The sequence below is a fragment of the Ectopseudomonas chengduensis genome (genome assembly GCF_900102635.1).
GTDB classification, from domain to species: domain Bacteria; phylum Pseudomonadota; class Gammaproteobacteria; order Pseudomonadales; family Pseudomonadaceae; genus Aquipseudomonas; species Aquipseudomonas chengduensis.
The window spans coordinates 78,038-104,026 of record NZ_FMZQ01000005.1 but is presented as its reverse complement, the minus strand read 5'-3'; the positions used below and the strand labels follow the sequence as shown (position 1 = coordinate 104,026).

Annotated in this window: 19 protein-coding genes; 12 read left to right on the top strand and 7 right to left on the bottom strand. The window is 64.5% G+C overall.

Annotation, left to right across the window (positions count from 1 at the left end; translation table 11 throughout):
* Window positions 1–42: 42 nt before the first annotated feature.
* A complete protein-coding gene (locus BLS08_RS10225; RefSeq protein ID WP_090336518.1) occupies window positions 43–1,107 on the bottom strand; it encodes an AI-2E family transporter in 1,065 nt (354 codons plus the stop codon).
* A gap of 114 nt (window positions 1,108–1,221) precedes the next feature.
* Window positions 1,222–1,461 (bottom strand): sulfurtransferase TusA family protein, encoded by a 240-nt coding sequence (locus tag BLS08_RS10220; protein ID WP_017679080.1) that lies wholly within the window; start codon window positions 1,459–1,461, stop codon window positions 1,222–1,224.
* Window positions 1,462–1,569: 108 nt separating this feature from the next.
* Here BLS08_RS10220 and BLS08_RS10215 point away from each other — a divergent pair, with 108 nt between their 5' ends.
* Window positions 1,570–3,003, top strand: a complete 1,434-nt coding sequence (locus BLS08_RS10215) for a M48 family metalloprotease (protein ID WP_090336516.1) — start codon at window positions 1,570–1,572, stop codon at window positions 3,001–3,003.
* A 322-nt stretch (window positions 3,004–3,325) separates the two neighbouring features.
* Here BLS08_RS10215 and BLS08_RS10210 read toward each other — a convergent pair whose 3' ends face one another.
* The 5 genes from BLS08_RS10210 to BLS08_RS10190 form a co-directional block, all read right to left on the bottom strand.
* Window positions 3,326–8,167: an NAD-glutamate dehydrogenase gene (locus BLS08_RS10210; protein ID WP_090336514.1), complete on the bottom strand. Its 4,842-nt coding sequence runs from the start codon at window positions 8,165–8,167 to the stop codon at window positions 3,326–3,328.
* A 288-nt stretch (window positions 8,168–8,455) separates the two neighbouring features.
* Complete coding sequence (locus BLS08_RS10205; protein WP_017679077.1) at window positions 8,456–9,760, bottom strand: TRAP transporter large permease; 1,305 nt, start codon at window positions 9,758–9,760, stop codon at window positions 8,456–8,458.
* A 58-nt stretch (window positions 9,761–9,818) separates the two neighbouring features.
* On the bottom strand, window positions 9,819–10,325 hold the full coding sequence (locus BLS08_RS10200) for a TRAP transporter small permease (protein WP_090336510.1): 507 nt from the start codon (window positions 10,323–10,325) through the stop codon (window positions 9,819–9,821).
* Window positions 10,326–10,391: 66 nt separating this feature from the next.
* Window positions 10,392–11,369, bottom strand: a complete 978-nt coding sequence (locus BLS08_RS10195; RefSeq protein WP_090336507.1) for a TRAP transporter substrate-binding protein — start codon at window positions 11,367–11,369, stop codon at window positions 10,392–10,394.
* 208 nt (window positions 11,370–11,577) lie between these two features.
* The gene (locus BLS08_RS10190; protein WP_021489712.1) at window positions 11,578–12,522 is read right to left on the bottom strand and encodes a LysR family transcriptional regulator; all 945 of its coding nucleotides are present in this window, start codon (window positions 12,520–12,522) and stop codon (window positions 11,578–11,580) included.
* 271 nt (window positions 12,523–12,793) lie between these two features.
* On the opposite strand from BLS08_RS10190, the gene BLS08_RS10185 reads away from it, so the two are divergent.
* From BLS08_RS10185 to BLS08_RS10135, 11 genes are all read left to right on the top strand, one after another.
* Window positions 12,794–14,017: an OprD family porin gene (locus BLS08_RS10185; RefSeq protein ID WP_090336504.1), complete on the top strand. Its 1,224-nt coding sequence runs from the start codon at window positions 12,794–12,796 to the stop codon at window positions 14,015–14,017.
* A 140-nt stretch (window positions 14,018–14,157) separates the two neighbouring features.
* Entirely contained in the window at window positions 14,158–16,041 is a 1,884-nt protein-coding gene (locus BLS08_RS10180; RefSeq protein WP_090336502.1) for a methyl-accepting chemotaxis protein, read from the top strand.
* Window positions 16,042–16,193: 152 nt separating this feature from the next.
* Window positions 16,194–16,946, top strand: a complete 753-nt coding sequence (locus BLS08_RS10175; protein WP_090336498.1) for a 5-oxoprolinase subunit PxpA — start codon at window positions 16,194–16,196, stop codon at window positions 16,944–16,946.
* Window positions 16,943–17,656, top strand: coding sequence for a 5-oxoprolinase subunit B family protein (locus BLS08_RS10170; RefSeq protein ID WP_090336495.1), 714 nt, complete (start codon window positions 16,943–16,945; stop codon window positions 17,654–17,656). The genes BLS08_RS10175 and BLS08_RS10170 overlap by 4 nt, the downstream gene beginning before the upstream one ends.
* A complete protein-coding gene (locus BLS08_RS10165) occupies window positions 17,653–18,582 on the top strand; it encodes a 5-oxoprolinase subunit C family protein (protein ID WP_090336493.1) in 930 nt (309 codons plus the stop codon). Before BLS08_RS10170 ends, BLS08_RS10165 begins: the two co-directional genes overlap by 4 nt.
* Window positions 18,583–18,776: 194 nt before the next feature.
* On the top strand, window positions 18,777–19,736 hold the full coding sequence (locus tag BLS08_RS10160) for an AAA family ATPase (RefSeq protein ID WP_090336490.1): 960 nt from the start codon (window positions 18,777–18,779) through the stop codon (window positions 19,734–19,736).
* A 100-nt stretch (window positions 19,737–19,836) separates the two neighbouring features.
* On the top strand, window positions 19,837–20,784 hold the full coding sequence (locus tag BLS08_RS10155) for a DUF58 domain-containing protein (RefSeq protein ID WP_075748576.1): 948 nt from the start codon (window positions 19,837–19,839) through the stop codon (window positions 20,782–20,784).
* Complete coding sequence (locus BLS08_RS10150) at window positions 20,781–21,275, top strand: DUF4381 domain-containing protein (RefSeq protein ID WP_090336488.1); 495 nt, start codon at window positions 20,781–20,783, stop codon at window positions 21,273–21,275. The genes BLS08_RS10155 and BLS08_RS10150 overlap by 4 nt, the downstream gene beginning before the upstream one ends.
* Entirely contained in the window at window positions 21,268–22,272 is a 1,005-nt protein-coding gene (locus BLS08_RS10145; protein WP_090336486.1) for a vWA domain-containing protein, read from the top strand. Before BLS08_RS10150 ends, BLS08_RS10145 begins: the two co-directional genes overlap by 8 nt.
* Window positions 22,269–24,026, top strand: coding sequence for a VWA domain-containing protein (locus BLS08_RS10140; protein ID WP_090336483.1), 1,758 nt, complete (start codon window positions 22,269–22,271; stop codon window positions 24,024–24,026). Before BLS08_RS10145 ends, BLS08_RS10140 begins: the two co-directional genes overlap by 4 nt.
* Window positions 24,023–25,663, top strand: a complete 1,641-nt coding sequence (locus BLS08_RS10135; RefSeq protein ID WP_090336480.1) for a BatD family protein — start codon at window positions 24,023–24,025, stop codon at window positions 25,661–25,663. The genes BLS08_RS10140 and BLS08_RS10135 overlap by 4 nt, the downstream gene beginning before the upstream one ends.
* Window positions 25,664–25,989 lie beyond the last annotated feature (326 nt).

The following is a 25,989-nucleotide window of genomic DNA, read 5'->3' as shown; positions in this document are numbered from 1 at the left end:
GCTGGAACCCTTATTCCAGGCACAGCCTTTGCCATCGACGCCTTATTCGGCGGACACCGGCTCGGTACGCGGCCAGGCGTTGATCACGGCCTTGAACAGGGTCGCCAGCGGAATGGCGAAGAACACACCCCAGAAGCCCCACAGCCCGCCGAACAGCAGCACCGCGCAGATGATCGCCACCGGATGCAGGTTGACAGCCTCGGAGAACAGCAGCGGCACCAGCACGTTGCCATCGAGCGCCTGGATGATGCCGTAGACCACCATCAAATAGAGGAACTGATCGCTCCAGCCCCACTGGAACAGGCCGATCAGCGCCACCGGCACGGTCACCACCACCGCGCCGATATAAGGCACCACCACCGACAGGCCGACCAGCAAGGCCAGCAGCGCGGCGTAATTGAGGCCCAGGTAGGCGAAGGCGATATAGGTGACCACGCCGCAGATGATGATCTCGATGAACTTGCCACGGATGTAGTTGGCGATCTGCTGGTTCATTTCCTGCGCCACCTGGGTAATCAGTGAGCGCTCGCGCGGCAGGTAGCTGCGAAACCACTGGCCGATCTGCTCGCGGTCCTTGAGGAAGAAGAACACCAGGATCGGCACCAGTACCAGGTAGATCATCACGCTGACCAGCATCGGCAGGCTGGACAGGGAGAACGACAGCGCCCACTGGCCAAACTTGCCAGCTTCGCCGCGCATGCTGTCGATCAGTTGCACGACCTGCGCGTCGGTGATCAGGTTCGGGTAACGCTCCGGCAGCAGCAGGAACACCGATTGCCATTCGGCGGCCATACGCGGCAGTTCATTGAACAGCGTGCTCAACTGTTGCCAGAGCAGCGGCATCAGCACCAGCAAAAACACCGTCAGGCCGCCCATGAACAGGGTGAACACCAGCCAGACCGCCAGCGCCTGCGGCACCCTCAGGCGCTCCAGGCCGTTGACCAGGCCCTGCATTAGAAAGGCCAGCACCAGGCCGGTCAGCACCGGCGCGAGCATGCCGCCCAGCGTCAGCACCACGGCAAAGCCCAGTACCAGCAGCACCGCCAACACCACCGCCTGTTCGTCGGAGAAGTAGCGGTGCAGCCAATCGCGTAAAACCTTGACCATCAGAATTCCTTAACGCAGAGAAGTGCCGGTTCTTTCACTACGCCCGCCACATGAAAAATGGCGCACGCCGCGCATGAATGACCACGGGGATGTGTTTCAAGCTGCAACAGCTGTTCAGGCCTTGCGCAGCCAATAGCGGTAAACGCCTGCCTCGAGTTCTTCATGCAGCAACGCATGCCCGGCCAGGCTGGCGAAGGCGCGAAAGTCACGCTGCGAGCCGGCGTCAGTGGCGCTGACCTTGAGCACCGCGCCACTGGCCAGGCGATTGAGTTCGAGCTTGGCCTTGAGCAAGGGCAGCGGGCAGTTCAGCCCGCAGGCATCGAGTTCAGCATCGAAAGCCGGTACGTCTGTCATCGTCTACTCCTGATAGGTCGGCTAGGATACCCAAGCCGCCACAACCCTGGCCAGCGCGGTAGCTGGCCGGCTACAGTAACGCCTTTGCCGCCCGAGAGCCCTGAGTGCATGACTTTTCTGCGCCCCACCCTGCTGACGCTGGCCTGCCTGTTCGCCGCCCACACGGGTGCCAGTGACCTGCCGTCGCTAGGCGACGCCAGCTCCTCGATCGTCTCGCCCCAGCAAGAACACCAGCTCGGCCGTGCCTGGCTCGGCCTGCTGCGCGGTCAGGTTTCGCAACTGGACGACCCGCAACTGAAGGATTTCGTCGAGTCCAGCGTCTATCGCCTGTCGGAAACCAGCCAGTTGCAGGACCGCCGCCTGGAGTTCGTGTTGCTCAACAGCCCGCAGCTCAACGCCTTCGCCGCCCCCGGCGGGATCGTCGGGGTCAACGGTGGCCTGTTCCTTTATGCCCAGACCGAAGCCGAGTACGCCTCGGTCATGGCGCACGAACTGGCGCACTTGTCGCAGCGCCACTTCGCCCGTGGCGTCGAGGCCCAGCAACGCATGCAGCTGCCCATGATGGCGGCCATGCTCGCCGGCATTGTCGCCGCGGCGGCCGGCGCCGGCGATGCCGGCATGGCAGCGATCATGTCGACCCAGGCCGCTGCCATTCAGGAACAACGGCGTTTCTCCCGACAGAACGAACAGGAGGCCGACCGCATTGGCCTGGTCAACCTGGAAAAGGCCGGCTACGACCCACGCGCCATGCCGCTGATGTTCGAACGGCTGATGCGTCAGTACCGTTACGACGCCCGCCCGCCGGAATTCCTGCTGACCCACCCGGTGTCGGAATCGCGTATTGCCGACACCCGCAACCGCGCCGAGCAGTACCCGGCCACGGGCCGCGAAGATAGCTTGCGCTACCAGTTGATGCGCGCCCGCGTGCAACTGACCTACGAAGAGACGCCGGGCGTTGCGGCCAAGCGTTTCCGCGCCATGCTCGACGAGAACCCTGGCCTCGATGCCGCACGCTACGGCCTGGTGCTGGCACAGATGAAAACCGGCCAACTCGCCGAGGCTGGTGAAACCCTGGCGCCGCTGCTGAGCAAGGCCCCGGACGACATCACCTACAACCTGGCGCAGATCGAGCTGGATATGGCGGCCAATCGCCTGGATGCCGCACAGCGCAGACAGAAACGCCTGCTCAGCCTCTACCCGAGCAACTATCCGTTGCAGCAGACACACATCGACCTGTTGCTCAAGCAGCAGCGCGTCGCCGATGCCGAACGCGCGCTGGACGACCTGCTCAAGACCCGCGCCAAGGACCCGGATGTCTGGTACCAGGTCGCCGAGGTTCGTGGCCTGAGCGGCAATACCATCGGCCTGCACCAGGCGCGCGCGGAGTTCTTCGCCCTGGTCGGCGACTACAACCAGGCCATCGAACAGCTGGACTACGCCAAGCGCCGTGCCAGCAACAACTTCCAGCTGGCCTCACGCATCGATGCCCGTCAACGCGAACTCTCCGAGGAGAAGCGCCTGGTCGAACAGATACTGCGCTGATCCGGAGCATGGCGGTGCGCACGGTGCGCCCTACCTCCCTGATCCCGGATTGCATACGGGCTTGGGATTTCCGTCTAGCGCGACAGACAGACGACTCGCGGCGCTACCGCCCTCTCCCCCAGCCCCTCTCCACTAGGCGTGCCCCCAATAAATGGGAGAGGGGAGCACATTGCGTAGAACGTGGGTGCGTAGCCCGGATGCAATCCGGGACATCGTCGGCAAATTCCCCGGATTTCATCCGGGCTACGTAAGCCTGTGAATGCAGTGCAGCAAAAAGAAAGAGCCCCGCACTTGGCGGGGCTCTTTTCTTTCAGCGCACGGCTCAGGCACTTTGCGCCAGGTCCATCAGCTCGCGGTTGGCCACCGCGTACATGGCGTAGTCGGTGCCGGTCGCCGAACGCAGCTCGGTCAGCATCGCCTTCCAGCGGTCGACCAGGCGTTGATGCTGGTCGAGCCACAGGGCCACGCGCGCTTCGATTTCCTGCGGACCATCGGCCATCTGCAGCACCGACACGGTGATCGCACGCTGCTGCCAGTCCAGATCATCACGGAAGGCCTCGCGGGCCAGCGCCTGCCAGTTGTTCTCCACCGGCAGACTGGTGATCTGCTGCAGGTACCAGGACAGCTCCAGGGAGCCGCCAACGGCGAAGTAGGCAGTCGCCACTTCACTGGCATCCTTGCCGGTGACGTCCGCCGCTTCGATGATCGGCAGCAACGTGTACAGATGGCTGGTGCCGGCGACCACGCGGGCCAGCTCCTCCGGCGTGCCGGCTTCGACGAAGCTCTGGTAGCGCGCCAGCCACTGCTCGCGGGCCGGGCCCTCGAGCAGTTCGTCCAGACGGCCGACCAGCGCTTCGATACGCGGTGCGAAATGCGCCACGTCGCGCGCGGCATCCAGCTCGTTACGGCGGCTGCGCAGGAACCAGCGGGTAGCGCGACGGCCCAGGCGCATCAGCTCGTCCATCAACTGCAGTTGCAGATCGGCCGATACCTTGTAGTCCAGCGCCTCGATCTGCGACCACCAGTGCGGCAGGCGGAACAGGTCACGCACGATCACGTAGGCGCCGGCGACGTTGGCCGCGCTCATGCCGGTGGACTCCTTCAGGCGCTGCACGAAGGTGATGCCCATATGGTTGACCAGGTCGTTGGCGATCTGCGTGCTGACGATCTCGCGCTTGAGGCGATGACGACGCATGGTGTCGCCGAACTTCTCGGTGAGGATCGCCGGGAAGGCGGTTTCCATCTCGCGCGCCAGGTACTCATCGTCCGGCACCAGGGACTTGAGCAGCGACTCCTTGAGGTCGATCTTGCTGTAGGAGATCAGCACCGACAGCTCTGGCCGGGTCAGGCCCTGGCCGTTGGTGGCGCGCTCGTTCAGTTCTTCGTCCGAAGGCAGGAACTCCAGCGCGCGGTCGAGCTTGCCGGCGCTTTCCAGCGCGCTCATCAGGCGCTTGTACTCGCCGACACGCTCACGGGCACGGCGCTCGGCCAGCGACAGCGCCTGGGTCTGCTTGTAGTTGTTGCCGAGCACCAGCTCGGACACATCGTCGGTCATCTCGGCCAGCAGCTTGTTGCGCTGCTTCCCGGTCATGTCGCCAGCGGAGACGATCTCGCCGAGCAGGATCTTGATGTTCACTTCGTGGTCGGAGCAGTCCACGCCACCGGCGTTGTCGATGAAGTCGGTGTTGCTGGCGCCGCCATGCAGGCCGAACTCGACACGGCCAAGCTGGGTCATGCCCAGGTTGCCGCCCTCGCCTACCACCTTGGCGCGCAGTTCACGGCCGTCCACGCGCAGGGCGTCGTTGGCCTTGTCGCCGACGTCGGCGTGGCTTTCCTTGCTGGATTTCACGTAGGTGCCGATGCCGCCGTTCCACAGCAGGTCGACCGGTGCCTTGAGCAGCGCGTTGAGCAGCTCGGTAGGCGCCAGCTTGTCGGCCGCGATGTCGAAGCGCGCCTTCATCTGCGGGGTGATGGCGATGCTCTTGGCGCTGCGCAGGAAGATGCCGCCACCGTCGGAAATCAGCTTGGCGTCGTAATCGGCCCAGCTCGAACGCGGCAGCTCGAACAAACGCTTGCGCTCGACGAAGCTCTTGGCGGCGTCCGGGTTCGGGTCGATGAAGATATGCATGTGGTTGAAGGCCGCTACCAGTTGCAGGCTTTCCGACAGCAGCAGGCCGTTGCCGAACACGTCGCCGGCCATGTCGCCGATGCCGATCACGGTGACGTTGTCCTTCTGCACGTCAATGCCGCGCTCGCGGAAGTGACGCTGCACCGAAACCCAGGCGCCCTTGGCGGTGATGCCCATGCCCTTGTGGTCGTAGCCGGCCGAGCCGCCGGAGGCGAAGGCGTCACCGAGCCAGAAGTCATATTCGGCGGCGATGCCGTTGGCGATGTCGGAGAAGGTCGCGGTGCCCTTGTCCGCCGCTACCACCAGATAGGGGTCATCGGCGTCGTGACGCACCACGTTCTGCGGCGGTACTACCTCGCCTTCCTTGAGGTTGTCGGTGATATCCAGCAGGCCGCTGATGAAGATGCGGTAGCAGGCAATACCCTCGGCCATCACCTCGTCACGCGAACCGCCGACCGGCATCTTGCGCGGTACGAAGCCGCCCTTGGCGCCCATCGGCACGATCACCGCGTTCTTCACCTGCTGCGCCTTGACCAGGCCGAGCACCTCGGTACGGAAGTCTTCCTCGCGGTCCGACCAGCGCAGGCCGCCGCGGGCCACGTCGCCGAAGCGCAGGTGCACACCTTCGACGCGCGGGCTGTAGACGAAAATCTCGAACTTCGGCACCGGCCGCGGAATCTCCGGGATCAGGCGCGGGCTGAGTTTGAAGCTGAAATAGGACTTGGCCGCACCGCTGGCATCGGCCTGGAAGAAGTTGGTGCGCAGGGTGGCTTTGATCAGGTCCAGGTAGCGACGCAGGATGCGGTCTTCGTTGAGCACGGCGACGTTGTCCAGCGCGGCGAGGATGGCCTGTTCGAGCTTCTGCTGCTTGTCTTCCAGATCCTCGGCGGTGAGCTTGCGCGCGAGGTAAAAACGGGTGCGGAACAGGCGCACCAGCTCCTTGGCGATGTTGGCGTGGTTGATCAGGGTCGCAGCGATATAGCTGAGGTCGAAGCCCAGGCGGATCTGCTTCAGGTAGCGCGCGTAGGCACGCAGCAGCGCCACTTCACGCCAGGGCATGGCGGCGGTCAGCACCAGGCGGTTGAACGCATCGTTCTCGGCATCGCCGCCGACGATGTGAATGAAGGCGTCCTGCAGGGTGTCGTTGAGCTGCTGGATGTCGACGTCCAGGCCTTCGGCGTAGGTGAAGGCGAAGTCGTGGATCCAGAACTCGCGGCCGTCATTGCGGCGCAGCTTGTAGGGGAACTCGCCGAGCACGCGCAGGCCGAGGTTCTCCAGAATCGGTAGCACGTCGGACAGCGGCAGCGGTGTATCGGCGTGATACAGCTTGCAGTGCAGTTGCTGCCCTGTCTGGGCCAATGGCTGGTAGAAGCTCATCACCAGCGGTTTGTCGTTGCTCAGGCTGAGCAGGTGCTGCATGTCCACCACCGCCGAGTGCGGGGCGAAACGCTCGCGGTAACCGGCCGGGAAGCCGCCGGGGAATTCGGCCAGGACGTTGGTGCCCTGGGCTTCGCCGAGGCTTTCGACCATCAGGCTGGCGTAGTCGTCCTTCCACGAACGGCAGGCCTGGATGACCTCCTTCTCCAGAAGCACGGGGTCGATCTGGGTCTTGTTCTTCGGGTCGACGCGCAGGATGAACTGCACGCGTGCCAGCACCGACTCGGAGAAGAAGGTCCAGAACTCGCAATCGGTGGCCTGCAGACGCTCCATCAGCACCTGCTGGATCTTCATCCGGGTTTCGGTGGAATAGACGTCGCGCGGCACGTAGGCCAGGCAGTAGCAGAAGCGGCCGTAGGGATCGCGACGCAGGAACACGCGAATCTTGTTGCGCTCCTGAATCTGCACGATGGACAGCGCGGTGTTGAACAGGTCGTCCACCGGGGTCTGGAACAGGTCGTCACGCGGCAGCACTTCCAGCACCTGGGCCAGTTCCTTGCCCAGGTGAGCACTGCTGTCGAAGCCCGAGCGCTGCTTGATCACGTCCACCTTGCGGCGGATGTAGGGGATGTTCCATACGCTCTCGGCATACACCGCCGAGGTGTACAGGCCCATGAAGCGGCATTCCTTGACCACGTTGCCCTTGGCGTCGAGTTCACGAATGGAAACGAAATCCGGGTAGGCCGGGCGGTGCACCCGGCTCGGCACTGCAGCCTTGGCGAAGGACAACAGCTGCGGCTCGCGCAGGTAGGCCACCGCCTCAGGCTCGATGTGCAGCTCCTCGGCGGACAAGCCGGTGCGCAGGCGCTTGGACAGGCCGAGCAGGGATTTCTCGTCGTAGACGATGCTGCCGCCATCGGCGGTCGGCACGACGGTGAATTCCTCGTAGCCGAGGAAGGTGAAGTGGTTGTCCAGCAACCAGTTCAGGTAGATCTTGATTTCATCCAGTTCGGCCTTGTCCACCTTGAGCTTGGCGCGATCCAGCCAGGCCAGCAGCTCGCGTGCCTTGGCCTTCATCGGCTGGAAGTCGGCGACGCTCATGCGCACGTCACTGAAGACTTCGTGAATGGCCCTCTCCAGGGTTTTCAGTTCGGCGGAGCTGGAGCAGCGGTCAATTTCCAGGAACATCAGCGCTTCCTGCAGCACGCCCTCGCCCTGGGTACCACGCGGCAGGATCTCCAGCAGTTGGCCATTCTTGTCGCGGCGCACGCTGAACACGCTGTTCTGCAGGGTGTGGATGCTGTAGCCATGGCGATTGAGTTCCATGCGCACCGAGTCGACCAGGAACGGGATGTCGCCATGCAGGATTTCCACCGCCGTGTGGGTGGACTGCCAGCCGTGCTTCTCGTAATCGGGGTTGAAGGTGCGCACCTGCGGCTTGGCGTGATCGAACTGCTCCAGCATGTGCCAGGCCGACAGGGTGCAGCCGACCAGGTCGGACAGACGCCGCTGGGTCAACTCCTCGAGGGCGATGATGCCGAAGAACTGTTCGGCGAATAGGGCTACTTGTGGCAGCGCCTGCTCACTCACGTGCTGTGCCAGGGCCGCTTGCAGTTGGTGCTGGAAGTCGGCTTTGCTGGCCGCCGTAAAGAACGCCATGGTTTTGCTCCATTGGGCTGGTGGTTCGACAGGAAGTCTGGATCGCTATCGCTGTCGCTGGGTGTTAGTTCAACGTTAGTCCATGAAGCGACGATGACACTTGCGAGTCGCATGCGGACCGGCGTGAAGGGAGCGACCGACTGGTCACATATAGCCAGCGAGCTTAACGAGGGATGGCCCGCAACCGCTTGCGGCGCTGCGACATTTTCTTTCAAGGCTGCACCGGCACGGTGCAAAAAGAAAAAGCCATGGCCCGCAAGCGGAGCGCGAGCGGGCCAGGGAGAGAGATCAGGTGCCGCGCATCGCTTGGGGCAGCGCCAGCACGATCTGCGGGAACAAGGTGATGAGGATCGCCGCCAGCACCAGCAGGAGGAAGAACGGGAAACTGGCGCGCGCCACCGCGCCCAGGTTGCGCCCGGTGAGGTTCTGGATGACGAACAGGTTGAAACCCACCGGCGGGGTGATCTGCGCCATTTCCACCACCAGGATGACGAAGATGCCGAACCACAGCAGATCGATCCCGGCAGCCTGCACCGCCGGCAGAATCACTGCGGTGGTCAGCAGGATGATCGAGATGCCGTCGAGGAAGCAGCCCAGGGCGATGAAGAACAACGTCAACGCCAGCAGCAACAGGTACGGCGACAGCTGTTTGGCGATGATCCAGTCGGCCAGCGCCGCCGGCAGGCCGGTGAAGCTCATGGCCGAGGTCAGGTACGCCGCGCCGAGCAGGATGAAGAAGATCATGCACGAGGTGGACACCGCGCCCATCAGGCTGGCCATGAAGGTTTCCCGGGTCAGCGCCCCCGAGACCAGCGCGATCAGCAGCGCACCGACCACACCCACCGCCGCTGCCTCGGTGGCCGTGGCGATGCCGCCGTAGATCGAACCGATCACCGCGACGATCAGCCCTAGCACCGGAATCAGCAGTTTGGCTCGGCGCAGTTTGTCCATGAACGGCAGGCGCTCGCCCTCCTCCGGCAGCTTGCTGCGATTGCAGGCAGACCAGAGCATCAGGTAGCCGCTGAAAATCGCCAGCAGCAGCAGGCCCGGCAGAATGCCGGCGATGAACAGGCGCGAGATCGATACCTGCGCCGCCACGCCATAGACGATCATCATGATCGACGGCGGAATCAGCAAACCGAGCGTGCCGGCACCGGCCAGCGAGCCCATGGCGATGGATTCCGGATAACCGCGCGACTTCAGCTCGGGCAGAGAGATACGGCCGATGGTGGCGGCGGTGGCAGCGGAAGAGCCACTGACCGCGGCGAACAGACCGCAGCCGAATACGTTGACGTGCAACAACCGCCCCGGCAGGCCCCGCATCCACGGCGCCAGGCCATTGAACATGTCTTCGGAAAGTCGGGTGCGATAGAGAATCTCGCCCATCCAGATGAACAGCGGCAGCGCCGTCAATGTCCAGCTGGCGCTGGAAGCCCAACTGGTGGAAGCGAGGATCGAGCCGGCCGGCGCACCGCCGAACAGCTCCATGCCGATGATGCCAACGCCGAGCAACGACAGGGCAACCCAGACGCCGCCGCCAAGCAGCACGAACAGCGCCAGCAGCAGGGTGATTGTAATGATTGTGTAGTCCACGGGTTCACTCACGAATGCAGTGCGGCGCTGGCCGCAATTAAGGGTCGAGCCAGTGGGCTCACTCGCTCATCGCCGTACCGGCTTCGACAGCTTCGAAGCGCTTGCCCTGGCAGACCAGCACCAGGCGCTCGGCCATCGCCACCACCAGAATCAGCGTGCCCAGCAGCATCGGCAGCTGTGGCAGCCACATGGGAATCGGCAACAGGCCGGGCGACACTTCCTTGAACTCGTAGGACTCCAGCACGAACAACGCGCAGTACCAGGCCATATAGGTGGCGATCCCCAAACCGACCAGCGTGGCCAATACATCGACCACAAGGCGACCGCCAGCGGGCAGCAGGCGCAACAGCAGTTCCACACGGATGTGCGCGCCACGTTGCAGGGCGTAGGGCAAGGCGAGAAAGCCCGATGCGGCCATCGCGTAGGCGGCGAACTCATCGGCGGCGGGCACCATGGTGCCCAGTTGGCGGGCGACGATCTGCGCCACGACCAGCACACAGATCAGGACGAGAAACACGCCGGACAACCATCCGGACAGGGTGTAGAGCTTGTGCAGTGGGGTCATTAACAACGGGCTCCCTGGTCAAGCCACGAGAAAAGCCCGCCGCAACCAGCGCGGCGGGCAGCAGAATCACGGCTGGTAGGTATCGAGAATCGCCTTGCCATCGGCACCAGCACGCTTGAGCCACTCATCGGCCATGCTCTGGCCGATCTGCTCGAAGCCGCTCTCCACCGCCGCCGGGGCCTGCTCGGATACCTGCATGCCATTGTCGGCCAGGGTCTTGACCAGCTCACTGGTCTTTTCCTGGGCAATCGCCCAGCCACGTTTTTCGGCACGCTCAGCGGCAGCCAGCACGGCAGCCTGGGTCGCTTCCGGCAGGCGGGCGAAGGCACGCGCGTTGACGATGACGAAGTTCTTCGGAATGAACGCCTTGACGTCATAGTAGTAGGAGGAGAAGTCCCAGGCCTGGGAGTCGACACCTGTGGTCGGCGAGGTGAGCATGCCGTTGATCATGCCGGTGCTGAAGGCTTGCGGTATTTCGCCGGTCTGGATCACGGTCGGCACTGCGCCCATCAATTCGGTCATGCGCGAAGTGGCCGGGTTGTAGGCACGAAACTTCATACCCTTGAAGTCATCCATGCTCGCGATCGGCGTCTTGGTGAAGATGCTCTGCGGCGACCAGGGCATGGCGTACAGCAGCTTGATGCCCTGCTTGGCCAGGCGCTCTTCCACAGCCGGGCGGCTCGCGTCCCACAGGGCCTGGGCCTGCTCGTAGTTGCGCACCAGAAACGGCACGCTGTCGATTTCGAAGATCGGATCTTCGTTACCCAGCACTGACATCAGTACGTCGCCCACCTGCACCTGGCCGGTCTGTACGGCGCGCTTGACCTCGGGGCGCTTGAACAGCACCGAGTTGGCGTGCACGCGAATAAGCAGTTCGCCGTTACTGGCTTTCTCCACATCCTGGGCGAACTCCTTGGCCACGGTGGTGATGAAGTTGCCATCGGGGTTCTCGGCGGTCATGTTCCAGCGCTCGGCGGCCTGGGCACCGAAGCCCAGTGCGCAAGCCAGAGCGGTAATGGCGAAACGCGATGCGATGCTTTTCATGGTGCTCTCCTGTTCATTGTTTTTTGTGCGCCGCAAGGCGCGGCTGGAAGACGATTTCGAGTCTCAGCGCATCGCCCTACCCTGTCCAACTAGAAAAACCGGAGGCGCATGATCGGAAATCGTTATGGGATGAAAAGGGGCGTTTTCGCGACAAATGCACCAGCAGCGGGCAGCCGTTTCCAGGCCCGCAGAAGCTGAATGGGGGTGTTCAGGCGCTTTGCTGTTCCGGCGCTGGCGCGACTCGTGCCATGCAGGCTTCGCCCATTTCCTCGGCGTAGACGTCCAGTGCTTCGCAGGCCAGGGCGATGATGTCCTCGCTGAGCTCCAGCCCCACGCCTGTACGCCAGGTGGCGACCACCGGCAAGGGCGGCGGCTCGGGAACCTCGTCGAGAATGGTCAGCAGGCCTTGCTTGAGTTCGTCATGCACCAGCGCTGGCGGCAGCGCGCCGATACCGAAACCGTCGCGCACCAGACGCGTCATCGCGGCGATGGAGTTGACGCAATTGATGCGTGGCGCACTGACGCTGCCGGCATGCAGCAGGTTGAGAATGTCCTGATGCGGCCGCGAATTCTTCGAGAAGGTGATGATGCGCTCACGCGCCAGCTCCTCCATCGAGGCATAGCTGCGGTGGTACAACGAACCGGTCGGGACGATCCAGCGCACCGGAAAGGCAGCCAGTTCCAGATTGCGCACGCTGTCGCCGTTGACCATGTCGGTCTGGAACACGATATCCAGATAGCCCTTGAGCAATTGCTCGTTGAGATTGCGCGCGGTGTCGGCCGTCAGCTCGATCTCCACCGCGGGGTAGCGCTCCATCACCCGTGTTACGAACGGACTCAACCATGTGTGAATGACGGTATCCATAGCCCCGACGCGAATACGCCCCTGAATGTTGCCGGTATCGCTGATCGACTGCTTCAAGGCCTGCATGGTGTCGATCATACGCTCGGCATATTCGAGCACCTTCTGCCCTTCCGGGGTCAGCGATACGCCTTTGGAGTCACGCAGAAAAAGACGCGTGCCGAGTTCATCCTCGAGCGCGGCGATACGGCTGGAAATGGACGCCTGGGTGCTGAACAGCTTCTCGGCTGTCAGGCGGAAGCTCTTGAGCCGTGCCACCCAGACGAAGGTCTCGAGAAATCTCAGATTCATGCCGTAACGCCTCTTCGCAATGTTCTTCTCAGGGGCTGATTTGCAGCGCCCACGCAGCCTCAGGCGTAGCAGGTTGTATGCCAGAGGTTTTTCGCCCAGCCGATGAATTTTCCTATCGCTGGCCCCCTGTTTTTTCTCGTTGGACGCCGCCGAACAACGCTTTGAAGAATGGCGCCGCGCTCTGCGCAGACCACAACAACATCATTCAAAACGCGCTCTGCCAAGCAGCCGCTCACGTCGGCTGCGCGCTCCCAACAGGAGACACTGCACCATGAAACCCCATTACCCACTGGCATCCGCACTGCTGCTCGGCGGCGGCCTGCCAAGCATCGCACATGCCGATTTCATCGCTGACAGCAAGGCCAGCGTCGAGATGCGCAACTTCTATTTCAACCGTGACTTCCGCCAGAGCGGCGCCCGTGACAAGGCCGAAGAATGGGCGCAGGGCTTTCTGCTGCGCATGGAGTCGGGCTACACCGAGGGCACCGTCGGTTTCGGTATCGATGCATTGGGGATGCTCGGCGTGAAACTCGACTCCGGTGACGGCACCGCTGGCAGCGGCCTGCTCCCGGCCGACCGCTCCGGCGGCTCGCAGGATGAGTATTCCAAGCTCGGCCTGACCGCCAAAGTGAAGGTCTCCAACAGCACACTGAAAGCTGGCGCCCTGCACTTTCGCAGCCCGATCGTCTCGGCCAACGACTCACGCCTGCTGCCGCAGACCTTCCAGGGTGCACTGCTGAACGTTCAGGAAATCGACAACCTGACCCTGCAGGGCGGCAAGATCAACCGCATCAAGGCCAACAGCTCCACCGATTACACCGAGATGACCGGCAACCGCATCGGCGGCAGCAGTGATTCCTTCGTGTTCGGTGGCGGCGAGTACAAGCTCACCCCGCAACTGACCGCCGGCCTGCACTACGGCACCCTCGAGGATATCTACCAGCAGTACTACGGCACGCTGGTGCACGTACTGCCGCTGGGCGATGGCCAATCGTTGAAGACCGACCTGCGCTACTCGCAAAGCCGCGAGGACGGTAACTTCCGCGACCTCGACAACAAGGCCTTCGGCGCCATGTTCACCTACAGCCTGGGCGGCCACGCCGTCGGCGCCGGCTACCAGCGCATGAGCGGTGACGATCCGTTCCCGTACATCGCCAGCAGCGACCCGTTCCTGGTCAACTTCGTGCAGATCAACGACTTCGCCAACGTCGAGGAGCGTTCCTGGCAGGTGCGCTACGACTACAACTTCGCCAGCATCGGCATCCCCGGCCTGACCTTCATGACCCGCTACATCTCCGGCGACAACGTCGAGGTCGCCGGCCGCAGCAGCGAAGGCAAGGAATGGGAACGCAATACCGATATCGCCTACGTGGTGCAGAACGGTCCGCTGAAGAACCTCGGGCTGAAATGGCGTAACGCCACCGTTCGCTCCAATTTCGGCAACGATCTCGACGAGAACCGCCTGATTCTCAGCTACACCTTGGCGCTCTGGTAAGCACTTCAACCCGATGACGGGGCCATCACGGCCCCGTTTGCATTTCTCGGGAAGCAAGAAGGCCATAGACTTTTAATCAAGTTGTATGACAACTTGCCGACTCCTGAGAATCATCCTGAAGAAGATGGCGAGGCGTTATCGTGAGCTTTTTACTGTCCTGGCAACAAAAATTCCGCGCCCTTATCGCGCTCACCCTGATCAGCCTGATCTTGATGGCGGCCGCGTCGTTATGGGCCAACCATCGCGTCAGCAGCGCCTTACAGGCGAGGGAACAGGCGGCAGCCTATGCCAGCGCCAGTACCCAGTTGATGAACCACTGGTGGCAACAGAACGCACTGCGCCAACAGATCACCCCCGACCTGCAGGCAGAGTTCGACAGCGGTCTCAATGAGCTGCAAGAACTCATCGGACAACTGTTGACGCAAGCCCAGGCACTGGAAGACGACGCCACCTTGCAACACGCCCAGCAGATCCAGGCCGTGCTGCTCGAGGAACTGGCCCAACAGCGCCAGTGGCTGAACCTCAATCAGGCCCTGGGCCTGACGCCTTTCGAGGGCCAGCGCAAAACATTGACGGAAAAAGGCAAGGCGTTGGAAGCGATCAGCTTCGAGCTGATCAAACCCTTCATTACCAGCGCTCTGAGCAGCCAACGTGACTATCTGTCGACCTTCGACCCGGCGTTCGCCCAGATTGCCCTGACGGCGATCGGCAAGCTGCAGGAGCAGATCGCGGATCTCGAATGGCAGGACACACCGATCGGCAAGAACGTGCAGGGCTATGCCCAGGCGTTCACTGATATCCATGGCAACATCGAGCGCATCAACGCGACCAATCAGCGCCTGCGCCAACTGGGCGAGCAACTGCAGACGCGCATCGACGAACAAGCGCAGGCGCTGCAGAGCGGCCTGTTGTTGCGCCGCACCCAGGAAGCCGAGCAGGCCCGCCTGTCCGCGCTGTGGATGATGGGGCTGAGTTTCCTCGCTGTCGCCGCCCTGCTCTGCCTCACCTTGCTGCAGGCTTCACGCACCCTGGTCACCCGTCTGCGCAACGTCATTCAGCTACTCACCCAGGTCGCCTCCGGCGATCTCACCGGCAAGTTGCCGGTGGGCAGCAACCCGCGCGACGAGTTCAACCAGTTGGCCGATGCCGCCAACCGCATGATCCAGGGCATCGGCGGCATCGTTGCCGAAGTGGTCCGTGCCAACGGCGAGCTGAGCCGCCTGCACCATCACCTGGGTGATGCCATGCGCCAGTTGGGTGACAACAGCACCCAGGTGGAAATGCAGACCGAGCAGGCCGCCTCGGCCTCGCACCAGATCAGCGCCACCCTCAACGACATGGCGCAACGCACGGCACAAGTCGGCACCGCCACCACCAGCGCTTACGATGCCGCGCGTAACGGCGGCGAGGTGATCGCCGCCAGCGTCGACAGCATGAGTCGCCTGGCGCAACTGATTCAGGACACCCACAGCCAGGTCGATGCCCTCGGCCAGAGCAGCGCCCGGGTCAGCGGCATCGTCAATGTGATCAACAGCCTCGCCGACCAGACCAACCTGCTCGCCCTCAACGCGGCAATCGAGGCCGCCCGGGCGGGTGATGCCGGTCGTGGTTTCTCGGTGGTGGCCGATGAAGTGCGCTCGCTGGCGCAGAAGACGGTCGCAGCAACCACCGACATCAGCGCCATCGTCGGCGAGTTCCAGCAACAGACCCGACACATGCACCAGTTGATGAGCAACGGGCTGAACCTGGCTGCCGACAGCGAGCGACATGCCGCGCAGGTGGCCGACGCCATCGGCGCCATCACCTCGGCGATGGAGCGCCTGACCGGCGAGATGAACCAGGTCGTGGTGGCCATCGAGGAAGTTTCCACCACCACCGAGGACATCGCCGACAAGATGGAAACCATCCACGTGCACACCGGGCAGAGCAAGGACCTGCGCCATGCCCTGGGCGGCCATACCGATGGGCTGTCATCCCAGGTCGATGCACTGGGACGCAGCGCCAGGCAGTTCCGCCTGACCTGAGCCTCATCGACTTTTCCTATATCGGGCGCACGCTTTAATTAGTTGGACGCCTCCGGCAGGCCGTTGAAAAATGACAGCCATGGATGACGGCTACGGCCGTCGCAAGCCGCGCCAGCACCGGCTTACCGGCTGCCTGCCTGAGGAGCTCCCGCGTGAACGACCTGCTTCTGAACTGTGACATCGGCGAAAGCTTCGGCGCCTGGACCATGGGCCTGGACGCCGAGGTCATGCCCTATATCGACTGCGCCAACATCGCCTGCGGCTTCCATGCCTCCGACCCCAGCGTGATGCGCAAGACCGTGGCCCTGGCCGTGGCCCACGATGTCCGTATCGGCGCGCACACCGCCTATCAGGACCTGGTCGGCTTCGGCCGCCGCTCGATGGACTGCACGCCGCAGGAAGTCGAAGACCTGATGCTCTACCAGATCGGTGCGCTGGAAGGCATCTGCCGCAGCCAGGGCACCCGTGTCAGCTACGTCAAGCCTCACGGCGCGCTGTATCAGGACATGATGCGCAAGCCCGCCACCCTGCGTGCGGTGATGAGCGCCGTGGCCAAGTACGACCGCCAGCTGCCGCTGATGCTCATGTGCACCCGCGACAACAGCGCAGCCCAGGCGCTGGGCGACGAATTCGGCCTGACCCTGTGGTTCGAAGCCTTCGCCGACCGCGCCTACGATGCCGCCGGTTTCCTGGTCAGCCGCAGCCTGCCGGGTGCCGTGCATCACGACAGCGAAGTGATCGTCAGCCAGGCGCTGACCCTGGCCCGTGGCGAGGCCCTGCAGGCCAGCGACGGCAGCGCACTGCCCCTGGCGGCGCAGACCCTGTGCGTGCATGGCGACAACGCCAGTTCGGTGGCAGCCGTGCAGCGCATCCGCCAGGCTTTCGATAGCCTGGTTCAGGCATGAAGGCGCCCAACGCCCGGCTGGAAGTCGCCGGCATCGACAGCCTGATCCTGCGCCTGTTCGAGCATATCGATGAAGCCAACATGCCATGGATGCTGGCAGCGCGTACGCGCCTGCAGGCAGCGTTCGGCGGCGCACTGATCGACCTGGTGCCCTCTTACACCACGCTGTTGCTGCACTACGACCTGTGCCAGCTCGACAGCGAGCAGGCGCGCACGAAGGTCGCCGAAGCACTCGATGGCTTGCAGCCTGCCGATGTGCAAGGCGGTCGCGAACACCAGCTGCCCACCTGGTACGACCGCAGCGTCGGCCCGGAGCTGCAACTGCTGGCGCGGCGCAGCGGGCTCAGTGAGGCGGAGGTGATCGCCCGGCACAGCGGCCATGCCTATCAGGTATTCGCCCTGGGTTTCGCGCCCGGCTTCGCCTTCATGGGGCTGGTCGAGGAAATCCTCGCCGCGCCGCGCCTGAGCACGCCGCGCAAGCGCATCGCCGCCGGCAGCGTCGGCATCGCCGAACGACAGACGGCCGCCTACCCGGTGGTTTCGCCTGGCGGCTGGAACCTGATCGGGCGCACGCCGAGCCGCCTGTTCGGCAGCGACATCGAAGGCTACAGCCTGCTGCAACCCGGTGATCGGGTGTGTTTCGTGCCCATCGAGCGCGCCGAATTCATCCGCCTGGGCGGTGACGACAGCCCGCTGGAGGCCAGCCAATGAGCGCTATCGATGGCGGCCTGCGCGTATTGCGCAGCAGCCCTTTCATTCAACTGCAGGATGCTGGCCGTTTCGGCGTGCGTCACCTCGGCGTGACCCAGTGCGGCGCGCTGGACTGGGTTGCCCATCGCTGGGCCAACTGGCTGCTGGGCAACCCGCTGACTGCCGCTGTGGTGGAGATCACCCTGGGCAACGCCGAGTTCGAATGCCGCCGTGACGCCACACTGGCGCTGACCGGTGCCGACCTCGGCGCGCGTCTGGACGAGCAGCCGCTGGCGCCCTGGCGCAGCTTCGAGGTGCGCCAGGGCCAGCGTCTGAGCTTCGCCCAGCCGCGCCAGGGCGCGCGCGCCTATCTCGCAGCGCCAGGTGGATTCCAGGCGCCGCTGGTGCTGGGCAGTTGCGCCAGCATGCTACGTGAAGGCCTTGGTGGCCTGCAGGGCGATGGCCGCGCCATCGCTGTCGGCGATGCTCTGGGCTGGAGCGGCAACGCCAATGAAACGCGGCAGATGCCCAACGAGTGCATTCCCGAGTATCAGGATGTGCCGCGCCTGCAGTTGGTGTTGGGTGCGCAAATTGGCGATTTTCGCGGACAGAGCCTGTTCGACGCCTTCAACAGCCAATGGCTGATCGATCAGCGCGCCGACCGCATGGGCATTCGTCTCAACGGCCCGCAGCTGCAATGCCAGCGCAGTTCGATGATCTCCGAAGGCATCCCGCTGGGCGCCGTGCAGGTGCCACCGGATGGCCAACCGATCATCCTGCTCAACGACCGCCAGACCATCGGTGGCTACCCGCGTCTCGGCGCGCTGACGCCACAGGCCGTGGCTCGGCTGGCGCAATGCCTGCCGGGGCAGACCATACAGCTTGCTCCCACCACGCAGGACAGCGCCCTGCTCACCCAGCGCCGGCTCCTGGCGCAGTGGCAATAGCGTCGCACCTGGCTGCATGACCCGCCCTCGTCGACGGCGGGTCATTTCAGCGCTGGCGACATCCCTCGCATTTCTGTTGCCAGACTGTTCATGACCCGCGCCACACATAGCGGCCGAAGCCGCAAATGCATTAAAGTCGGCGGTCTGCACGCGCGGCAGTAAAAGCCCCGCCCATCCGCCAGAAGAGCCCGACGATGGAACACCGTGAAGCGCTGGTCGCATTACGCCAATTTCTCTCCACCCAGATTCTCGGCCAGGAAAAGCTCATCGAGCGCCTGCTGATCGCCCTGCTCGCCGACGGCCATCTACTGGTCGAAGGCGCCCCTGGTCTGGCCAAGACCAAGGCGATCAAGGAACTGGCCGAAGGCATAGAAGGCGAGTTCCATCGCATCCAATTCACCCCCGATCTGCTCCCGGCGGACATCACCGGCACCGAGATCTACCGCCCGGAAACCGGCAGCTTCGTGTTCCAGCAGGGGCCGATCTTCCACAACCTGGTGCTGGCCGACGAGATCAACCGTGCCCCGGCCAAGGTGCAATCGGCGCTGCTCGAAGCCATGGCCGAGCGCCAGGTGTCGGTGGGCCGCAGCACCTACGACCTGTCGCCGCTGTTTCTGGTCATGGCCACGCAGAACCCCATCGAGCAGGAAGGCACCTACCCACTGCCGGAAGCGCAGCTCGACCGTTTCCTGATGCACGTGAAGATCGGTTTTCCCGACGCGGCGGTGGAGCGCAAGATTCTTGCCCAGGCCCGTGGCGAGGCACTCAATGGCGAGGTCAAACCCGAACACCGGGTCAGCCAGCAGGCGGTGTTCGCCGCGCGCAAGGAAATTCTCGGCCTGTACATGGCCGATGCCGTGGAGGAGTACCTGGTGCAACTGGTGATGGCCAGCCGCACCCCGGCCAAGTTCGATGCCGAGCTGGCCGACTGGATCGCCTATGGCGCCAGCCCGCGCGGCTCCATAGCCCTCGACCGCTGCGCACGCGCCCACGCCTGGCTGGCCGGACGCGACTTCGTCAGCCCGGAAGATATCCAGGCCGTGCTGTTCGACGTGCTGCGCCATCGCATCATCCTGTCCTTCGAGGCCGAAGCCTCGGGCGTCGATCAGGACCGCGTGATCCAGCGCATCCTCGACGTGGTGGCGGTGGCTTGATGCAGCCGCGCCCCATGCGCCTGTCCCACGTAGCCCGGATGCAATTCCGGGCTGATCACGCTGCCTCCCCGGATTGCATCCGGGCTACGGGCTGAAGCCCATGCAAACCCCGGCCAGCCAACCCGGCATCCATATCGCCCTCGGCGAGCTGATCGACATGCGCCACAAGGTGCATGAAGTGCCGCTGTTCTCCACACCGGCTCGGCGCAGCCCGCTGATCGGCCTGCACCACTCCAAGCTGCGCGGTCGCGGCGTGGACTTCGACCAGGTGCGCGTTTATCAGCCGGGCGACGACGTGCGCACCATTGACTGGCGCGTCACCGCACGCACCCAGGAGCCGCACACCAAGCTGTTCCACGAAGAGCGCGAACGTCCCATCTTCATCATCGCCGAGCAGAGCCAGCGCCTGTTCTTCGGCTCCGGCCAGTGCTTCAAGTCGGTGCTGGCCGCGCGTGCTGCAGCGCTGATCGGCTGGGCTGCGCTGGGGCATAACGACCGCATCGGCGGCCTGGTGTTCGCCGACAACGAGCATCACGAAGTCAAACCACGGCGCAGCAAGCAGAGCCTGCTGCAACTGCTCAATCTGCTGGCCCGTGCCAACCAGGCGCTCGGCCCGGAGAGCCAGGCCAACACGGGCCGCGACAACTTCGGCCTGGCCCTGCGCCGCGCCCGCGAGGTGCTGCGCCCAGGCAGCCTGGTGATCGTGCTGTGCGACGAACGCGCCCTCAGCGATAACGCCGAACAGCAGCTGACACTGCTCGCGCGCCACACCGATCTGTTACTGCTGCCGCTGTCCGACCCGCTCGATCACGCCCTGCCGGCTGCCGGCCTGCTGCGCTTTACCCAGAACGGCGCTCAGCTGGAGCTCGACAGCCACAATGGTGACCTGCGCCAGGCCTACCGCACCCAGGCTCAGGCCCGTGAAGCACGCTGGCAGCGTCTGGCGCAGAAGCTCGGCGTACCGCTGCTGCCGCTGAGCACCCAGTTCGAACTGGTCGAGCAATTGCAGGAGCAACTCAGCGCCCTGCATTCGAGAAAGTCGCTATGAACCCCATCGACCAGTTGCAGCCGCTGATCGACCCGCCTCCCATACTCTGGTGGCCGCCGGCTCCGGGTTGGTGGGTGCTGGCCGTGCTGCTGCCAGTGCTCGGCTGGGCACTGTGGCGTTTGCTACGCAACTGGCGCCGACGTACGCCCAAGGTGGCTGCTGAGCAAACACTCGACCCACTGCGTCAGGCCGCGCTCGATGAGCTGGCACGCTTGAGCAAACCCTATGACGGTGCTCCGGCTGGCCCCTGGCTGCAGCAGCTCAACGCCCTGCTCAAGCGCCTGTGCCGCGAACGCTATCCAGAGAGTGCCAGCCACACCCTGAGCAGCCGCGCCTGGCTGGCGTTTCTCGACAACCGCTGCCCGGCGGCGGGCCTGACCCGCTGGATGATCCTCGTCGATGGCGGCTACAGGCCGCAGTGCACGCTGAGCGACAAGGCCATCGTGGAGCTCGATCAGGCCATCGCCATCTGGATTCGCAAGCATGTTTGAGTTCGCCTGGCTCTGGGTCTTTCTGCTCGCGCCGCTGCCCTGGCTGCTGCGCCTGCTGCTGCCTCCAGCCGACAGCGGCGATGCGGCGCTGCGTGTCGGCTTTCTCGACGAATTGCAGGCCCTGAGCGGGCGCCGCGCCCGCGCCGCCCTGCCCAGCTGGCGCCAACAAGCACCGCTGGCACTGCTCTGGTTTCTGCTGCTGTGCGCCGCCGCACGGCCGCAGTGGGTCGGCGAACCGCTGCCGCTGCCGGCCAGCGGCCGCGACCTGCTGCTGGCGGTGGATGTCTCCGGCTCCATGGATTACGCCGACATGCAGTGGGACGACGAGCCCGTCAGCCGCCTGGAACTGGTCAAGCGCCTGCTCGGCGATTTCATCGAAGGCCGCCGTGGCGATCGGGTCGGCCTGATCCTGTTCGGCAGCCAGGCCTATCTGCAGGCACCGCTGACCTTCGACCGTCACACGGTGCGCACCTGGCTGGACGAAGCCATGATCGGCATCGCCGGCAAGAACACCGCCATCGGCGATGCCATCGGCCTGGCGGTCAAGCGCCTGCGCCAGCGCCCGACGCAGAGCCGCGTGCTGGTGCTGATCACCGACGGCGCCAACAACGGCGGCGAGATCGATCCGATGGTCGCCGCGCAACTGGCCGCCGATGAAGGCGTACGCATCTATGCCATCGGCATCGGCGCCGATCCGCAGCAAAGCAGTGCATTCGGCAGCTTCGGCTTCAGCGCCCTGGATCTGGACGAAACCAGCCTGCGCGCGATCACCGACGTCACTGGCGGTGAGTATTTCCGTGCACGCAATCAGGCCGATCTGGAGCAGATCGAACTGACCCTCGACCGCCTCGAACCGGTCGCCCAGCAACCTACCCTCGCCCGCCCGGCCCTGGCCCTCTATCCCTGGCCGCTGGCGCTGGCGCTACTGGGCTCGCTGCTGCTGGTCGGTCAGGTACTGTGGCCCGACCTGCTACAGCGGCTGCGGAGGCGTACATGAGCCTACTCTGGCCGGAATGGCTGCGCCCATTATGGCTGCTGGCAGTGCCTGTGTTGGCCTGGCTGCTCTGGCGCCTGTGGCATCGCGAGCGCCAGAGCGGGCGCTGGCAACTCCTGTTGCCGGCGGCCTTCCATCAGGCGCTGCTCAAGGGTGGCAGCGGCCGCTCCAGCAAGCTGCCCTGGCTGGCACTCGGCCTGGCCTGGCTGCTGGCCATACTGGCGCTGCTCGGCCCCAGCTGGCAGCGCGTTGAGCAGAGCAACCAGAAGCCTGCCGATCCGTTGGTGGTGCTGCTCGAACTGACGCCGCAGATGCTCGCCACCGACGGTCGCCCCAACCGCCTGGAACAGACCCGGCGCAAGCTGCTCGATCTGCTCGAAGCGCGTCGCGATGCGCAGACGGCGATCATCGTTTACGCCGGCAGCGCACACAGCCTGGTGCCGCTGTCCGATGACCTGGCCACCAGCCGCAACCTGCTCGAAGCGCTGAAACCCTCGCTGATGCCGGAGCCGGGGCGTCGCGCCGATCTGGCCGTGGCCCGTGCACTGCAGCTGCTCGACCAGGCGCAACTTGGCCAGGGTCGCCTGCTGCTGATTACCAGCGCCCTCGATGAAGAGGAGCGCAGCGGCATCCAGCAAGCGCTGCAAAAGCGCTCGGTACCCCTGCTGATCCTCGGCGTGGGCAGTCGCGAAGGCGCGCCGGTGGTGCAGGAAGACGGCAGCTTCCTCAAGGATTCGCGCGGCGCCATCCTGATTCCGCGCCTCGATGCGCGCGGCCTGCGTGAAACCGCTGAAGCCCATAACGGCCGCTACGCAGCGAGCCGCCTGGACGACGAGGACCTGCGTCGCCTGGGCCTGCTCGACGGCCCGCAGGCCATGCGCGCAGCGGGTGAGCCGACACAGCTCGACAGCCATATCGACCAGGGCTACTGGCTACTGCTGCCGCTGCTGTTGCTCGCCGCCTGCGCCGGACGTCGCGGCTGGCTGTTCTGCCTGCCACTGCTGCTGATGCTGCCGCCACAGAGCAGTCATGCCTTCGAACTCGACGATCTCTGGCTGCGCCCCGATCAGCAGGGCCAGCGCCTGCTTCAGGCGCAACGCCCGGCCGAGGCCGCGCAACGCTTCGTCGATCCGCAGTGGCAAGGCAAGGCACTCTATGAGGCCGAGGATTATGCCGCCGCCGCAGAACGTTTCGCCAAGGGCGACAGCGCAGCCGATCATTACAATCGCGGCAATGCCCTGGCCAAGGCCGGCGAACTGGAGGCGGCGCTCGACGCCTACGAGCAAGCCCTGGAACGCCAGCCGGAGCTGGCGGCAGCGCAGCACAACAAAGCCCTGGTAGAAGAAGCGCTGCGCCAGCGCGAGAATCAGCAGCAGTCAGGCAGTGGCGATTCGGACGAGCAGCAGGAACCCGCCAACGAGCAGCCGGAGGCCAGTGAGTCTTCGGCCGGTCAGCCTGCCGAGAGCAACACCGCACAACCCGCCAAGCCTGGCAGCACGGGCGAGAACAGTGAGCGCAGCGAAACACAGGGCAGCGCCAATGGCGCCGGGGAAGACACCCAGCCCAGTACCAGCAGTGAACTCCCGAGCGACGCCGAGCCCGTTGCGCCACCCCGCACGGAAGCCGATCTGGGCACGGCGGCAGAACGCCGGCAAGCGCTGGAACAATGGCTGCGGCAGATCCCGGATGACCCGGCCGAACTGCTGCGGCGCAAATTCTGGTACGAACAGCAACAGCGTCAGGACTCGAATCAATGAAGCGTCTGGTCTTCCTGCTTCTTCTACTGCTCGCGGGGCAGGCCCATGCAGAAGCCTTTTTCGCCAGCGTCGACCGCACTCGCCTGAGCGAGGGCGAAACCGTGGTGCTGACGCTGGAGTCGACCGACCCGACCCGCTTCGGCCGACCCGACCTGAGCCCGCTGGATAAAGACTTCGAGGTGCTTGGCAGCCGCCAGGTCAATCGCTTGAGCAGCATCGGCGATACACCACGCGCCAGCACTCGCTGGATCCTGACCCTGCAGCCACGCCGCAACGGCGAGGTGACGATCCCGGCGATCCGCCTGGAAGACGCCGAAACCCTGCCGATCACGCTGAATGTCGAGGCAGCCGTCAGCGCCGGCAACGGCGAACAGCTGGCACCGGTATTCATCGATGCCAGCCTCGATCAGGACAACGTCTACGTTCAGGCCCAGGCCGTGCTGACCCTGCGCATCTACCACTCGGTGTCCATGTACGACGACAGCAGCCTGACGCCCCTGCGCATAGCGGATGCGCGGGTCGAGCAACTGGGCGAACCACGCACCTACGAGAAGAGCATCGGCGGCGTGCTGCACGGCGTGATCGAGCTGCAATACGCCATCTACCCGCAGCGCAGCGGACAACTGGTGATCCCGGGCCAGACCTTCAGCGCCACCCTGGTCGACCGCTCGCGCAGCAATGATTTCCTGCCCTTTGGCCCCCGCACCGGCAAGGTCTCGCGGGTCAAATCACCGGACATTCCGCTGCAGGTCAAACCCAAGCCGACCGATTACCCGGCTGACGCGCCCTGGCTACCGGCGCGTGCCCTGGGCCTGGCGGAAACCTGGAACCCGCAACCGGAGCAGAGCCAGGTTGGCGATTCCCTGACCCGCCGCCTGATTCTCAAGGTCGATGGCCTTTCCAGCGCCCAGCTGCCGCCATTGCCGGCAACCCAGGTCGACGGCCTGCGTCGCTACCCGGATCAGCCGCAAATGAGCGACCAGAAGAGCGAAACGGGCATCATCGGTACCCGCGAAGAACGCGAGGCGCTGGTACCCAATCGCAGCGGCAGTTTCGATCTGCCGCCCCTGGAAGTGCTGTGGTGGAACACCCAGACCGACACGCTGGAGCGCACCACCCTCTCCGCCCGTACGCTGCAGGTCGCGGAAAACCCGCAACTGCAGAACGATGAACAACCCAATACGCCGATGGTAACGACCCAGGTGATCGAGGGGCCGGAACTGTGGCCCTGGCAGTTGGCCTGCGCAGTGCTGAGTTTGACCACGCTGCTCGGCTTCGGCTTGTGGTGGCATGCCCGCCGGCAACCGGCGATCCAGCGCGCGGCGCAGAGTGGCCCGAGCCCGCGCACACTACTCGACGACATCAAGCGTGCCTGCCAGGCCGGCGATGCCCAGGCCACTCGTCATGCACTCGACGCCTGGGCTCGCCAACAACCGGAAACCCTCGCCGATATGGCCGCACGCTACGTGCCGCTGTCGGACGCCCTGGACGGTCTCAACGGCGCGCTGTACAGCGAAGTTGGCCAGCAATGGCAAGGCGAGGAGCTGTGGAAGGCGATTCGCAACCTGCCCACCGCACAGGAGCCAAGCGCAGCGCCGCAGGAAAGCAGCGCGCTGCCGCCGCTGTATCCGCGCTAGGCGCGCGATGGGCTTGCAGGATACGCAGTTCGAGGCGTGCAAGTGGTAAGGTGGGCCGGGCGGCGATCCGTTTCAGCCCACCAACAGCGGCTGGCCTTGGAGGGCTGAAACGGATCGCCGCCCGGCCCACCCTACGTACTATATCCGCGCTGATCCCTGGATACGCCGCGCACCAATCGACCATGGCACTGTCCCCGCCAGAGGGTTCGCTCTGCCGTGGCCAGTAGCCGGGCATTCGCCCTGGCCGGTAGCCGCGAGACTTGGGCCTGGCATTGCGGATATGACTGTCGACGACGCCCCCCGGATTTCATCCGGGCTACACGGGG